The following is a 12,940-nucleotide window of genomic DNA, read 5'->3' on the forward strand; positions in this document are numbered from 1 at the left end:
TTCAAACTTCTTTAGTACTCTTGTTTGTTACTAGCCTAGTGCTGCTCTTGAAGGCAACGGTACATCATTTTTGGGTATCTATGCTTTACTGAATTCATGCCGCCACTTACGCATGAGCACATAAAACAAACCTCTACCTTTGGGCAATGAATAACGGGCTTGTCCTGATACCTACCTACAATGAGCGGGAAAATGCGGAACTCATTATCCGCAAAGTATTCTCATTGCCCCACCCCTTCGATGTGCTCATCATTGATGATGGCTCTCCCGATGGCACTGCTGACATTGTGCGGGGGCTGCTACCTGAGTTTGAGGGGCGTTTATTTCTGGAAGAGCGCAAAGGCAAACTAGGCCTCGGCACGGCCTATATTCATGGGTTTCGGTGGGCGCTGGCCCGCGGCTATGAATATATATTTGAGATGGATGCCGACTTTTCGCATAATCCCGAAGACCTCATCCGGCTGCACGACGCCTGCGCCCACCAGGGCTATGATCTGGCCATCGGCTCGCGCTACATCCAGGGCGTAAACGTGGTCAACTGGCCCATGGACCGCGTGCTGATGTCGTACTTTGCCTCGGCCTACGTGCGTTTCATTACGGGCATGCCTATTATGGATGCCACGGCCGGTTTCAAATGCTACACGGCCCGGGTGCTGCGCACTATTCCGCTAGAGCGCATTCGGTTTGTGGGCTACGCTTTCCAAATTGAGATGAAGTGGCTGGCCTATAAATATGGGTTCCGTATCAAGGAAGTGCCTATTATTTTCACTGACCGCACCCGGGGGGCGTCCAAAATGAGCTCGGGCATTTTCAAGGAAGCCTTACTAGGGGTAGTAAAAATGAAAATCGACAGTTGGTTTTGTAACTTCGAGCGGGCAGCTACCGAGCCGCAGTCGGCCCTTGGGCCAGCAGTTTCTACCAGCCCGAGCACCGAAACCCGGTAAGCTTATCAGCCGCTTTCAGCTACTGCCGATGGTATTTCAAGCCCATCGTGTATCTTACTGCGGCCCATGATAAATACTCCTATCTTCTGGATCGGCTTTAACGCCTTCGTGCTGGCATTGCTCCTGATTGACCTTTTGGTGTTTAACCGTAAGGCTCATGTGGTGCGCATGCGCGAGGCGCTGGGCTGGAGCGCCTTCTGGATTGCCCTGTCGCTTACGTTCAACTACCTGGTATACCGCTGGTTGGGCAAGCAGGCGGCCATGGAGTTCCTGACGGGCTACCTCATTGAGAAGTCGCTGAGCGTCGATAACCTGTTTGTGTTCCTGCTGATTTTCACCTACTTCAAGGTGCCACAGCAGTACCAACATAAAATCCTGTTCTGGGGCATCATTGGGGCACTGGTGTTACGGGCTGCGTTTATTCTGGCCGGGGCCGCCTTGCTGGCCAAGTTTCACTTCCTGCTGTACGTACTAGGTGCTTTCCTGATCTATACTGGCGTGAAGATGGCCCTCAACGCCAGCGAACCAGAGCTGGACCCCGACAACAATCCGGTGGTTAAATTCCTGAGTCGCCATCTGCCTATCACCAACCGCCTGCACGAAGGCAAATTCTTTGTGCGCCAGAACGGGACGCTGTTCGCCACTCCCCTGCTGGTAGTACTAGTGATGGTAGAAACCACCGATGTAGTGTTTGCGGCTGACTCTATTCCGGCTATTCTGGCTATTTCCCGCGATACGTTCATTGTGTATACCAGCAATGTTTTTGCGCTGCTGGGGTTGCGAGCCCTGTACTTCGCGCTGGAAGGCCTGATGCGCCTGTTTCATTACCTGCACTATGGCCTCTCCCTCATCCTGGTCTTTATTGGTGGCAAGTTGCTGGTTTCCGATTTCCTGCACATCCCAATGGGCATTTCATTGGGCGTAGTTGGTCTGATTTTGTTCGGCTCCGTGGCGCTTTCGTTGTTGCTACCCAAGAAAGAGCAACCCATTTCTACGGAATAGCTCCCGCTTTCTTTTTACTAGCCCCTTAGTATAAGCAAAAGGGATAAGACGCATTAGGTGCGGTCTTATCCCTTTTATATGCTAGTACAAATCCTTTCTCAGCCGTTACTGCTCGCGCCTACCAATCTGGTGTTGAGCGCGGACTGAGGTAAACTAGGGTTTGTTATTCGGCTCAGTAGTTGGCGGGTTAGCCGGCACTTCCTGGTTTGCCCCGGCGTCCGGAGCGGTATTACCCCCTAGCAGGTCAATCAGGTTCAAAGGCTCATACTCCGAAGAATCAGCCGGCACTACGGTGCGCACCGTGTCGCGGGTAGCGCGCACAATGTATTTGCGGGCCGGGCCGTTGATGTTGATGCTGTAGCCCAGGTTTTCGTAGTCACTCTGCCGTATCAGGCCTTTACGGGCCATCAGGCCAGCAATAAGCCGGTAGAAGTACCGGGCAGAACCCCGCAACTCGCCGTACTCATTAAAGGAATAGCGGTAGTACTTGGGCTTCGGAATGATGCTAGCCAAGTACAGGCTTTCCGTGAGCGTAAGGTTGGAAGGCTGCTTATCAAAGTAAAACTGAGCTGCTTCGTGCACGCCGTAAATTTTCGGGCCCCACTCAATAATGTTGAGGTATACCTCAAACATGCGCTCCTTCGAGGCCAAGCGGGTATTTTCAATAATCCAGACAATCAGCGCTTCCTCAGCTTTCCGAACCAGCGTTTTTTTGCGGGTCAGGAACACGTTTTTCACGAGCTGCATGGAAATGGTGCTGCCGCCGCGGGCAAAGCGCTGCTCCTTAATGTTCTGGATGGCCGACTTTACGAAGGCCTTTTCCATGAAGCCCCGGTGCGTTAGGAAACGCGGGTCTTCGGCCGTCATGATGGCGGCCTTCAGGTAATCAGAAACTTCATTGTATGGCGTGAACTCTGGGTTTGAAGCTCCTACCAGGAACGTCTTCACGGAGTCGCCTTTGTCGTTGTAGGCGGTGTACGGGAATTCCTCGTTCAGCTTGTTCAGGTTTTCGCGGCCGAAGCGCGTAATCCGAAACTTGGTGGCCTGCAGCCCCGAGTCGAACTGAAGGCTATCGAGGTTATTCATGTCCAGGGCGGCCATGAGATGATACTTAAGCGTGCCTTCGCCCTGCGTACCCTCCAGCGTTTCAAACATGCCTTCGGGCAGAGAAGCAAAGAAGTCATTGGCTTTTGTCTCGCTTGACTCCACTTTCAGGTTTACCTGCATGCCGGCCAGCATCTGGTTGCGGTTCTTAAGGCCATTAATTTCCTTGCCAATCACGCGCTCCGGTACCGGCAGACGGCGCACACTCAGCTCCGGAAACAGCTCCATCTTGTTCAGGAGCACCCGTGTGCCCTTTTCCAAAGCAAACGAAGCCTGCCCTAGCTTCATTACGAAGTCAATGCCGCCGCGCGGAAACCGCACGTCGCTGTCAGAGAGCTTGGGGTGATTGACGATGAAGTTGGTCGCGGCGGCGGTGCCCTTCACCGTGAGTTCATCGGCCCCATTCAGGTCTTTGTTGGTGAGGCCTACCCGAATGGTATCAAACTGCACGCGCGCGCCATACCGGCGCTGCACATACGGGAGCACTACGGGCCGGCGGTCGAGGCCGAACACCTTGGCATCTACCTCGTACTCACTAGCATCAATGTGACCCTGAACCCCTACGCGGTTTTCTACGGAGTCAATAACAGCGGTAAGTTGCCCCGTGATGGCGCCGTCTTCAATGGCCAAGCGTGGCATGGCCAGGGAGGCCACGTGGCGCGGGCTCTGGTAGGTAACCAGGAAGTTGCGGAAATCAGCTTCGTCCGGAATGTTATCGAAGGTGGCTTCCAGCAATTGGTTAGCTAGTAAACCGTAATTGGTGCCCTTCGTGGTGTCGCGCGGTACCGTAGGCTGGCCTTTCTTCTTTTTATAAAGGAAGGAATAGTTGTCGCGGCCGCTACGGTTCTGGAGGGCCGTCAGCTGCGCATCGTTGATTTCGAGGTTGCTGAACACAGGCCGGCCGGCAAACAAGCTGCGCACGCTCAGCGAGGCCCGGATGGCTTTGGCCCGCATCAGAGTATCGGGGCTAGCAGTAGGCACCAAGCTCATGCCATTCAGCTCTACCGTATTCAGATCAGTAAAACGCGCAGGCCCCAGGGTGAGCACCACAGGGTACTTACGCTCTACTTTGGCTTTCACTTGCACTAGGGCGTAGTCGAGCAGCTGCTGCCGCTTTATCAGGAAAATACTGAGGCCTAGGAGCAAGAGCGCCGCCAGGATGCCCAGACCGATGCCGATTTTTTTCTTGGTAGCTGAAGTCACGCGAACAGTTCGGGAGAAAGGAAGTCGCGGCCGGGCCTGCTAGATTCGTGCCGAACCCGCCGCCGCTCGTTCAGCAAAGGTAGCGAAAAAGGACAGCGCCCCGATTGGCTTGCGCGCTGGCTTCCGCTACCTTTGACCTGTCCTGGCCATTTCTTCCTTCTACGCATGTCTGCCACTGTCGACTACGCTCAGCTTACTTCCCTTACTGCCGTTTCGCCTCTGGATGGGCGCTACCGCCGTCAGACCGCGCTGCTAGCCCCTTATTTTTCGGAGCTGGCCCTGATTCGCTACCGCGTGCTGGTAGAAGTAGAGTACTTTATTGCTCTCTGCGAACTGCCCTTGCCGCAGCTACAGGAAGTTGATCCGGGCGTGTTCGAAAGCCTACGAGCCATCTATACCAGCTTCACGGAGCAGGATGCTGAAGCCGTAAAAGCGCACGAACGGGTAACCAACCACGATGTAAAAGCCGTAGAATATTTTCTGCGCGACGAGTTTACGGCCTTGGGCCTGGGGCAGTACCTGGAGTTTATTCACTTCGGCCTGACCTCGCAGGACATCAACAACACCGCCATTCCGCTTAGCCTGCAGCACGCCCTGATTCATACGCTGCTGCCGGCCTATGCCAAAGTGCGCAACCAGCTAGCCGCCCGCGCCAACGACTGGGCTTCTGTTCCGATGCTAGCCCGCACGCACGGCCAACCGGCCTCCCCTACCCGCTTAGGTAAGGAAGTACAGGTGTTTGTGGCCCGGCTCGATGCCCAGGTAGAGTTACTAGGTCAGATTCCGTTCGGAGCCAAGTTTGGCGGGGCTACCGGCAACTTTAACGCCCATCATGTCGCTTACCCTGATACCAATTGGCACGATTTCGCCCGCCAGTTTGTGGAAGGCCGCCTGGGCCTGAAGCGCAGTCACCCTACCACCCAGATTGAGCACTACGACCACCTAGCCGCCCTCTGCGACGCCCTCAAGCGCCTCAACACCATTCTGATTGACTTGGCTCGCGACGTGTGGCAGTATATTTCGATGGGTTATTTCCGCCAGACCATTAAAGCCGGCGAAGTGGGTTCCTCGGCCATGCCGCACAAGGTCAATCCCATCGACTTTGAAAATGCCGAAGGTAATCTGGGCCTGGCCAATGCCGTGCTCGAACACCTCTCGGCCAAGCTGCCTATCAGCCGCCTCCAGCGCGACCTCACCGACTCTACCGTACTGCGCAACCTAGGCGTGCCGCTGAGCCACACCCTCATTGCTCTCACGGCTCTGCAGCGCGGTCTCGATAAGCTGGCCCTGGATGAAGCCGCTTTGCACCGCGACCTGGAGGCTAACTGGCCGGTAGTAGCTGAAGCGCTGCAAACCATTCTGCGCCGCGAGAACTACCCCGATCCGTACAACGCGCTGAAAGCGCTTACCCGCACGCACGGCGCCATCACGCAGCAAACCATCAGCGAGTTTATTGATACGCTGGAAGTGAGCGACAAAGTAAAGGGCGAGCTGCGCGCCATCTCCCCCACCAACTACGTGGGCATGTAAGCCGAAAGCGGCCTAGTAGCTTTTGCACCTTGCTGAGTATGAAAGGCCTAGTGGCTTCCTATTTCCAAGTTTCTATTTCAAATGCCCGACCTCAACGGCATCACCGTTCATCCTGACTGCCGCCATTTTCGCGGTGATATTCCCTGTCGCCCCAACAAGGAGCACGGCTACCAGTGCCAGGGCTGCCCGGTGTACACGCCTATTCAGCAGCGCATCCTCATTATCAAGCTCGGGGCCATCGGCGACGTAATTCGGACGACTCCGTTGCTGCGCCGGCTGCGGCAGGAGTATCCGGCCTGTAAAATCACGTGGCTCACGCTCACGCCCGCTATTCTGCCCCAAGGTGAAATTGAAGAAGTGCTCAAGCTGGATTTGCCGGCCGTGTTGCACCTCCAGCAGCGCGAGTTCGATATCCTGTTCAACCTTGATAAAGACAAGGAAGCCTGCGCCCTGCACGATTCAATTAAGGCCCACGAAAAGTTCGGGTACACCTTGCACCCACAATACGGGGTAGCGTGGCCCGGCAATAGACTGGCCAACCACAAGTTCCTGACCGGCGTTTTCGACCAGCTGAGTCTACAAAATCAGAAGCCTTATGTGCAGGAAATATTCGAGCTGTGCGGCTACGAGTTTCGGGGTGAGGAATACGTGTTCGATACCCACGACGACAAAGGATACGATTGGAGCGCCTTACCCGCTACTAGGCCTCGCATTGGCCTGAACACCGGCTGCGGCGACCGGTGGACGACCAGGCTCTGGTCGGATGACAAGTGGGTGACGCTGATTGAGCAACTCCAGCAGGCCGGCTACGCGCCGGTGCTGCTGGGCGGCGAGGCCGAAGATGAGCGCAACCAGCGCCTGCAGGCCGCTACCGGCGCAACGTACCTGGGCACGTTCCCGCTGCAGCAGTTCATCAACTTGATGCATCAGATGGATGGCATCGTGACGCAGGTAACCATGGCCATGCACATCAGCATTGCGCTGCGCAAGCCTACCATCCTGATGAATAATATCTTTAACCCCTACGAGTTCGATCTGTACGGGCGCGGCCAGCTGGTGCAGCCCAACCGGGAGTGCGTATGCTTCTACCGCGGCTCCTGCAAGCTCGGCGAAACCAGTTGCATGGAGGATCTGCCTGCAGCCAAGGTTTTCGCGGCGGTAGAGGCTAGTGTGCCAGTGTAGCACGTACCACTTCTTGTGTCAGTCGTCATCGGGAGAGCGTAATGCTACACTCCCAATGACGACTGATTTTTTTGAGCTACTTCCTTCAGAGCTTTCACCATTTCCTCCCACGAAAACTCCTTCTTCTTAGCCCACACGCCGGCCGTAAACTCTTGCTCCCGATCATGCTCGTAGAAGTCGACCAAGACATCGGCAATGGCTTTCGGACTAGGTGCCACTACGTAGCCAACCTCCCCATTCGGAATCAGCTCGGCCAGGCCGCCTACATCCGTCACCAGCATGGGCCGGCTAAAGTGGTAGGCAATCTGGGATACGCCGCTTTGCGTGGCGTTTTTGTATGGCTGCACAACCATGTCGGCGGCGCAGAAATAGTCTACTACCTGCTCATTCGGGATAAAGTCGGTGGCCCGTACTAGGCGGTTTTCTAGCTGAAACCGCTGGATGAGTTCTTCATACGGTGCGGCATCCTCGTAATACTCTCCCGCAATAATTAGCTTCACGGGGAGCTTAGCCAGCCGCTCATCGGCAAACGCTTGCAGCAGAATATCGAGTCCTTTATAGGCCCTGATAAAGCCAAAAAACAGCAGGTAACCAAAGCTGGGGTCGAGGCCTAGGGCGTGTAGGGCTTCCGACTTAGGCTTTAGGGGCCCGAAGTTGTCGTAGAGTGGATGGGGCTTATACTGGGCCGGCTGCCGGAAATGCAGGCGGCGCAGATCGGCCAGCACGGCCCGGCTCATCGTCACGAAACCATGACACGCAGCGAGGAAGTAACGGGTAAGCGGCCGGTCGCCGGGACGCTTTTCGTGCGGAACCACATTGTCAGTAATGGCCACAATGCGGGTATGACCGTTGCGCCGGATCAGGCGGGCCACCGTACCCAAGGCGGGCCCCATAAACGGCAGCCAGAACCGGAATATAACTAGGTCGGGCCGCTCCTGTCGTAGCTTGTTGCCAACCCGATACCAGCTCAGCGGGTTCACCGAGTTCAGGCTAACCTCAATGGACAGGTCGTCGGGAGCCGGGCCGGTGCTGAACTGAGTCTGGCCCGGAAACAAAAAGTCGGGATACTGCAACGAAAAGGTAACGAGGCGGACTTCATCGCCGGCTTCTTTGAACGCTCTCGCTAGTCGTTCGTTGTAAGTCGCCAGCCCGCCCCGCAACGGATACGCTGGCCCAATAATCACAACTTTCATGCGCCTCAGCTTAGGTAGAAAAAGCACGTCATGCCCCGGCCGAAGCCAAAGCATGACGTGTTGAATAAAAGCTTACTTTAGGTTGAGCCTTTCTTTTACGAGGTAGTCGTTGCGGTTGGCGCCGTTAAGTTGCACCATTTCAGCCAGGAAACCCGCTAAAAAGAGCTGTACGCCCACTATTACGGCCACCAGCGCCAGGAAAAACAACGGTTGCGCTGTTACGTCGCGGGCCCGCACATTATGGCTTGCCAGCCACACTTTTTCAATTACCAGCCAGAGCGTAATCAACATCCCGAACAAGAAAGACACTGTGCCCAGGGCACCAAAAAAGTGCATGGGCCGCCGCCGGAATCGGCTCACAAACGTGATGCTCATCAAATCAAGGAAGCCGTACACAAATCGCTCGAGCCCAAATTTGGTCGTGCCGTATTTGCGCTCCTGGTGCTGCACCACCTTCTCGCCAATCTTGCGGAAGCCTGCCCACTTGGCAATCACCGGGATGTAGCGGTGCATTTCGCCGTACACCTCAATGCTCTTCACCACGCGGCTGTCGTAGGCCTTCAATCCGCAGTTGAAATCATGAAGCTGTATGTCCGAAATCCACCGGGTGACGCCGTTAAACAGCTTGGTAGGAATGGTTTTGCTGAGCGGATCGAAGCGTTTCTTTTTCCAGCCGCTCACCAAGTCCATGCCTTCCTGGGTAATCATGCGGTACAGTTCCGGCAATTCTTCCGGCGAGTCCTGCAGGTCGGCGTCCATGGTGCATACTACCCGACCGGTAGTCTCCTTGAAGCCCACATTCAGTGCCGCCGACTTACCGTAGTTGCGGTTAAACCGGATGCCCCGGATATGCACATCCTCAGCAGCCAGCTCCTCAATAACTTCCCAGGAATTATCCGTTGAGCCGTCATCAATTAGGATAACCTCATACGTTAGCCCGTGCTGCGTAAGCACCCGATGAATCCAGCGCGTGAGTTCCGGCAAGGACTCGGCTTCGTTGAGCAACGGAATAACCAAGGAAAGCTCAACGGGAAAAAACTGCGAAAGACGCTTACTCAAACTCAGGACGGGTATGTTTGGTGAAGGCCGAAATGACTAGCGACAGGATAAAACCTATCAGCAAAGCACTTAATAATCCAAAAATAATGGTGATTGGCCCACTGCTGAACTTAGAGGCCATGGCCATGGCTTGATCAACTTGAGCATCGTCCATACCTCGCTCTTCCATGCGGCTGCGGGTAATGTCCATTACCCGATTCATGTAGTCGGGGTCAATGAAGTTGATGTAGATGTAGCTGAACACACTGCTGATAATGCCCGCCACTACTGATACGATAACTCCAACTGTGAGCCCCTGTCCGTAGCTCATAAAGCCGCTATTATGCTGCTTGAAATACTTATGGGCCAATACAATACCAATAATAAATACAACACCGCTTAACCACCGCAGAGGGGTTTCAGGGTCCTCTACCAAGGTTAACTGCAAGAACGATAAAATAGTAGACAGGATGCCCGTTATCAATCCATAGCGAATTCCAACGGATGAAGTGGTAGTCGTTGTGGTAGTCGTGTTTTCCATAAAAGCTGAGAATATGTGAAGATGAATGCTGGAAGGTAGATTATTTCCGCAAAAACACCCCACTCGGGATACTCAACAACACGCCTAAAAACATCTTTTTAAACAGTTCATCCTGCGCAAAGCCTTCTGGTGTACGGGCTAGGTTGCGCAAGGTGGCCTCATACTGCTGCATACCATTGACCTGCTTTTGATACATTGCCTTGGTGGCCTCCAGTAGCTGCTTGGCTTCAACCAGCTGTTGTTCTATCAGTGCCGGGCCTGTTAATCGCGAGAAGGTGTATAAACCAACAGCGGCTATACCGGCCGCTACCAGGGCCGTCAGCATTCCTACCCCAATAGCTTTCCATAGACCGGGCCCCTCGGCATAATAACGCCGCAGTAGAATCTGGCTGACTACAGCCGCAATAGGCGGAAAGAAGTCCGATAACGTCCGTTTTGGGCCATAGGGGTTGTTATCAGAGAGGTACAGAAACAGTACCCAACTAATGCAAAGCGCGCCCGCAACCAAGCCACACAAAGCAGCAGTACGGACAACGGGGTTAGGAGAGGATGGAGTGGATGCCAAAGCCAAAAGATGATAAAGGCAGCAAGATACAAGCTCCTGCTGCAATCTGATGCGCTAAATGCACCACACCGCTATTCCCGATTATTACTAGGCTGCCATTCCTTGACTTCCGGCAGGTACCTGGGTCTTCTGCCGATTGAAGCGCAAAAGCAGGCCTTCCAAGAGCAGGAAGCCTAGTGCGGCCCATAAGCAATAGCGCCACAACGGCACACCTACGCGAGTAGCCTTGTAGCGGGCGGCTGCCGTTTGCCCCTCTCCTACCTCATATACCTGCACATTAGGATGGCTGGAACCTACCATCTGCCGAAGATCAGCAGCGGAGTAACTTCGCAAGTCAGATTCGCGCTTATCAAAGTTGAAGGCCAAAGTAGCAACCGTCTTGCCAGCGCGCTGCAACGAGTAGAATCCGGGCTGGCGAAGAGTTGGTGGCACTTCCAGGCGTAGCGAAGCACCTTGCGTGCGCTGCACAGGAATGAAGCTGAGGCTATCTTGTACTAGGCGGTAAACTGCTTCGGCACCCCTAGCATCAGTGGACACGGGCAGCCGCACGCTTACAGAGGGCTGGTTAAGCCGGTACGCTGGCTGCTGTTCCTGCTGATAGCTTTGCATTGCCAACCGATACATGGTAGGTACTAGCAGCGGATGTTGCGCAAAGTCGGAGTACGGAGCGCTAAAAGGTGCAGCGAACACATACACCATTCCTGAGCCGCTAGAAAAGCCCGAGAGGTATCCTTCCCCATCACGCATTCGCAAAACTTCTGCGCCTGAACGGGCCCAGCGTAGCACAGGTGCAGCTTTTGGCATCCCGGCTCTAGGATTTGCCGCCGCAAAAACATCCTTAAAAAATGGATTTTGGGCACTCGGCATAGCCACTTCCTGCAACACCGGGCCATTCTGAGGCGAGGGTAACCATTGTACAGGCCCTAGCCCAAGCTCACGAAACAACTGCCCATATGACTCGCGACTATTTACTGATGCAGCAGGAATAACTACTAGCGTTGCACCTTGCTGCACTGCTCGCCGTAAGCTTTCGCGCATGCCTGCTGAAAGAATGGAGGCTTCGCGAACTACTATCAGGTTTGCCGCCGCTACTTTACGATAATCAGCTGTTTGAGGAGAGGCTAGCTGATAACCAAATAACGGCTCATTGCCATATAGCTGGCCAAGCGTGCTTTCAGCCGCTACTTCTACTACCCGTATTTGGGCAGCAGGCTGCAGAGTAAAAAAGTAGGTATTATCGAAATCAACCGGAAAATCTTCTATCTCAACCCGGCATTTCTGCACCTCATTACTGGTCAATCGAATTCTGACCTGAGAAACAACAGCTTGCTGAGCTGGCACCGAAACACGAAAGGAAGCCGCCTGCTGTCGGCCAACGAACAGCTTAGTCTGGCAATTTTCTGCAAGTTGTGTCCCACCATTTCGCAACCTCACGTGCAATGTCAGATCTGCGTTTGCGCGCACAAAAGCATCATCTAGCCAAACACTATCAACGAATACATTGGGTTTGCTTCCAGTGGCCAAGGGTACCAGAAATACTTGCCGAGACGGGTCTATTTTCTGAAGGGCTTGGGCTGAAAAGTTATTGCGCTGAAAGTCAGAGAAGACAAATAATGGCCCAAGATTGTCCCTATATCGGGTTTGCTCAAGTTGGGTACCTAGTGCGCTGGCTTGACCGCTAACTTGCAGCAAGTCCAGCGCTGCCCGGTACTGCGCAGGATCGAGTGGCTTCTGCTTACTAGGTAGCAATTCAAATCTGGTAGAAGCAGAGAAGGCTAATGGCAAGTCAGCAGCCTCCTGAATAGCATGCTCCAAAACAGGTTGGTCTCTCTGTCCTAGCTGCCGCATGCTGGGAGAGTTATCTACGAGTACGCCAATCGTACTACTTGTAGAGTTACTGCTTTGCGGAGCAGGAATAAAAGGCTGAGCAAAGAGAAGAACTAGAGATACAATTAATCCAATTCGGGCTGCCAGAACCAGCAAGTGCTTGATCCTCCGTTGCCGAGCCGTGACTAGCTTGATTTCCTGAATGAAGTCCACATTAGAAAATAGCAGCCGTTGTGGACGACGTAATTCAAACAAATGGATTGCAATCGGAACAGCAATGCCCAGTAGCCCCAATAGAAACCATGGATAGGTAAACGCCATGCAAAAGAGAAAGGGTAGTCGTGAAGATAAACACTATACACGTTCTCTTACGAAACGATGCAGTAAGACAGTATTTAATCGGACTATAATAAATAGGTAAAGGGTCTACAGCAAAGCAAGCCCTAGTAAATACTCCCTAACTCTATACGTTGAATGTCCTTTTAAGCAAAACTATAATGTTATATGCCATGACAATCCATAACGATTGTGTAGTAGACTGACGCTAAACTTTGACTGAACTGAGCAATTCTACTTAAACGTCGAATACCTTTCCGCCGAGGTTTGAAACCTTATTCCGTACAGCTCCTACGTAGAGTACGCAAGAGTAATAGTGTGAGGTATACACTAGGCTGTGCCAGCTGACAGGAAGCGGAAGGGAACCGGGTGGGGGGTAACATACAAATGCCCCCTGCAGCACGAAGTCGCAGGGGGCATTGGCAAATGATAAGGTTGGCGGCGACCGACTCTCCCGCCGGTGAAGGCAGTACCA

At 53.8% G+C, this 12,940-nt stretch carries 10 protein-coding genes; 4 read left to right on the forward strand and 6 right to left on the reverse strand.

What is annotated here, in order from left to right; translation table 11 throughout:
- Positions 1 to 146: 146 nt before the first annotated feature.
- Both ACYVHC_RS15875 and ACYVHC_RS15880 read left to right on the forward strand, forming a co-directional pair.
- The gene (locus ACYVHC_RS15875) at positions 147 to 944 is read left to right on the forward strand and encodes a polyprenol monophosphomannose synthase (RefSeq protein ID WP_460614762.1); all 798 of its coding nucleotides are present in this window, start codon (positions 147 to 149) and stop codon (positions 942 to 944) included.
- A 66-nt stretch (positions 945 to 1,010) separates the two neighbouring features.
- Entirely contained in the window at positions 1,011 to 1,946 is a 936-nt protein-coding gene (locus ACYVHC_RS15880; RefSeq protein ID WP_460614763.1) for a TerC family protein, read from the forward strand.
- Positions 1,947 to 2,099: 153 nt separating this feature from the next.
- Here the strand turns inward: ACYVHC_RS15880 and ACYVHC_RS15885 are convergent, their stop codons facing one another.
- The gene (locus ACYVHC_RS15885) at positions 2,100 to 4,253 is read right to left on the reverse strand and encodes a transglycosylase domain-containing protein (protein WP_460614764.1); all 2,154 of its coding nucleotides are present in this window, start codon (positions 4,251 to 4,253) and stop codon (positions 2,100 to 2,102) included.
- A 165-nt stretch (positions 4,254 to 4,418) separates the two neighbouring features.
- On the opposite strand from ACYVHC_RS15885, the gene purB reads away from it, so the two are divergent.
- Positions 4,419 to 5,783, forward strand: coding sequence for an adenylosuccinate lyase (purB, locus tag ACYVHC_RS15890; protein WP_460614765.1), 1,365 nt, complete (start codon positions 4,419 to 4,421; stop codon positions 5,781 to 5,783).
- Between the two features lie 81 nt (positions 5,784 to 5,864).
- Entirely contained in the window at positions 5,865 to 6,965 is a 1,101-nt protein-coding gene (locus ACYVHC_RS15895) for a glycosyltransferase family 9 protein (RefSeq protein WP_460614766.1), read from the forward strand.
- A 44-nt stretch (positions 6,966 to 7,009) separates the two neighbouring features.
- Here ACYVHC_RS15895 and ACYVHC_RS15900 read toward each other — a convergent pair whose 3' ends face one another.
- The 5 genes from ACYVHC_RS15900 to ACYVHC_RS15920 form a co-directional block, all read right to left on the reverse strand.
- Positions 7,010 to 8,158, reverse strand: a complete 1,149-nt coding sequence (locus tag ACYVHC_RS15900) for a glycosyltransferase family protein (RefSeq protein ID WP_460614767.1) — start codon at positions 8,156 to 8,158, stop codon at positions 7,010 to 7,012.
- Positions 8,159 to 8,230: 72 nt separating this feature from the next.
- A complete protein-coding gene (locus ACYVHC_RS15905) occupies positions 8,231 to 9,217 on the reverse strand; it encodes a glycosyltransferase family 2 protein (protein ID WP_460614768.1) in 987 nt (328 codons plus the stop codon).
- The gene (locus ACYVHC_RS15910) at positions 9,210 to 9,737 is read right to left on the reverse strand and encodes a DUF4199 domain-containing protein (RefSeq protein ID WP_460614769.1); all 528 of its coding nucleotides are present in this window, start codon (positions 9,735 to 9,737) and stop codon (positions 9,210 to 9,212) included. Before ACYVHC_RS15910 ends, ACYVHC_RS15905 begins: the two co-directional genes overlap by 8 nt.
- Before the next feature lie 40 nt (positions 9,738 to 9,777).
- Positions 9,778 to 10,347 (reverse strand): DUF4199 domain-containing protein, encoded by a 570-nt coding sequence (locus tag ACYVHC_RS15915; protein WP_460614770.1) that lies wholly within the window; start codon positions 10,345 to 10,347, stop codon positions 9,778 to 9,780.
- Between the two features lie 42 nt (positions 10,348 to 10,389).
- Positions 10,390 to 12,450 (reverse strand): BatA domain-containing protein, encoded by a 2,061-nt coding sequence (locus tag ACYVHC_RS15920; RefSeq protein ID WP_460614771.1) that lies wholly within the window; start codon positions 12,448 to 12,450, stop codon positions 10,390 to 10,392.
- Between the last annotated feature and the right edge of the window lie 490 nt (positions 12,451 to 12,940).

It is taken from the genome of Hymenobacter seoulensis (assembly GCF_054780535.1).

Bases quoted from the DNA above. Each gene is read 5' to 3' on its own strand.
- ACYVHC_RS15875 (WP_460614762.1), top strand. From the start codon at position 147: ATGAATAACGGGCTTGTCCTGATACCTACCTACAATGAGCGGGAAAAT.
- ACYVHC_RS15880 (WP_460614763.1), top strand. From the start codon at position 1,011: ATGATAAATACTCCTATCTTCTGGATCGGCTTTAACGCCTTCGTGCTG.
- purB (WP_460614765.1), top strand. From the start codon at position 4,419: ATGTCTGCCACTGTCGACTACGCTCAGCTTACTTCCCTTACTGCCGTT.
- ACYVHC_RS15895 (WP_460614766.1), top strand. From the start codon at position 5,865: ATGCCCGACCTCAACGGCATCACCGTTCATCCTGACTGCCGCCATTTT.
- ACYVHC_RS15900 (WP_460614767.1), bottom strand. From the start codon at position 8,158: ATGAAAGTTGTGATTATTGGGCCAGCGTATCCGTTGCGGGGCGGGCTG.
- ACYVHC_RS15910 (WP_460614769.1), bottom strand. From the start codon at position 9,737: ATGGAAAACACGACTACCACAACGACTACCACTTCATCCGTTGGAATT.
- ACYVHC_RS15920 (WP_460614771.1), bottom strand. From the start codon at position 12,450: ATGGCGTTTACCTATCCATGGTTTCTATTGGGGCTACTGGGCATTGCT.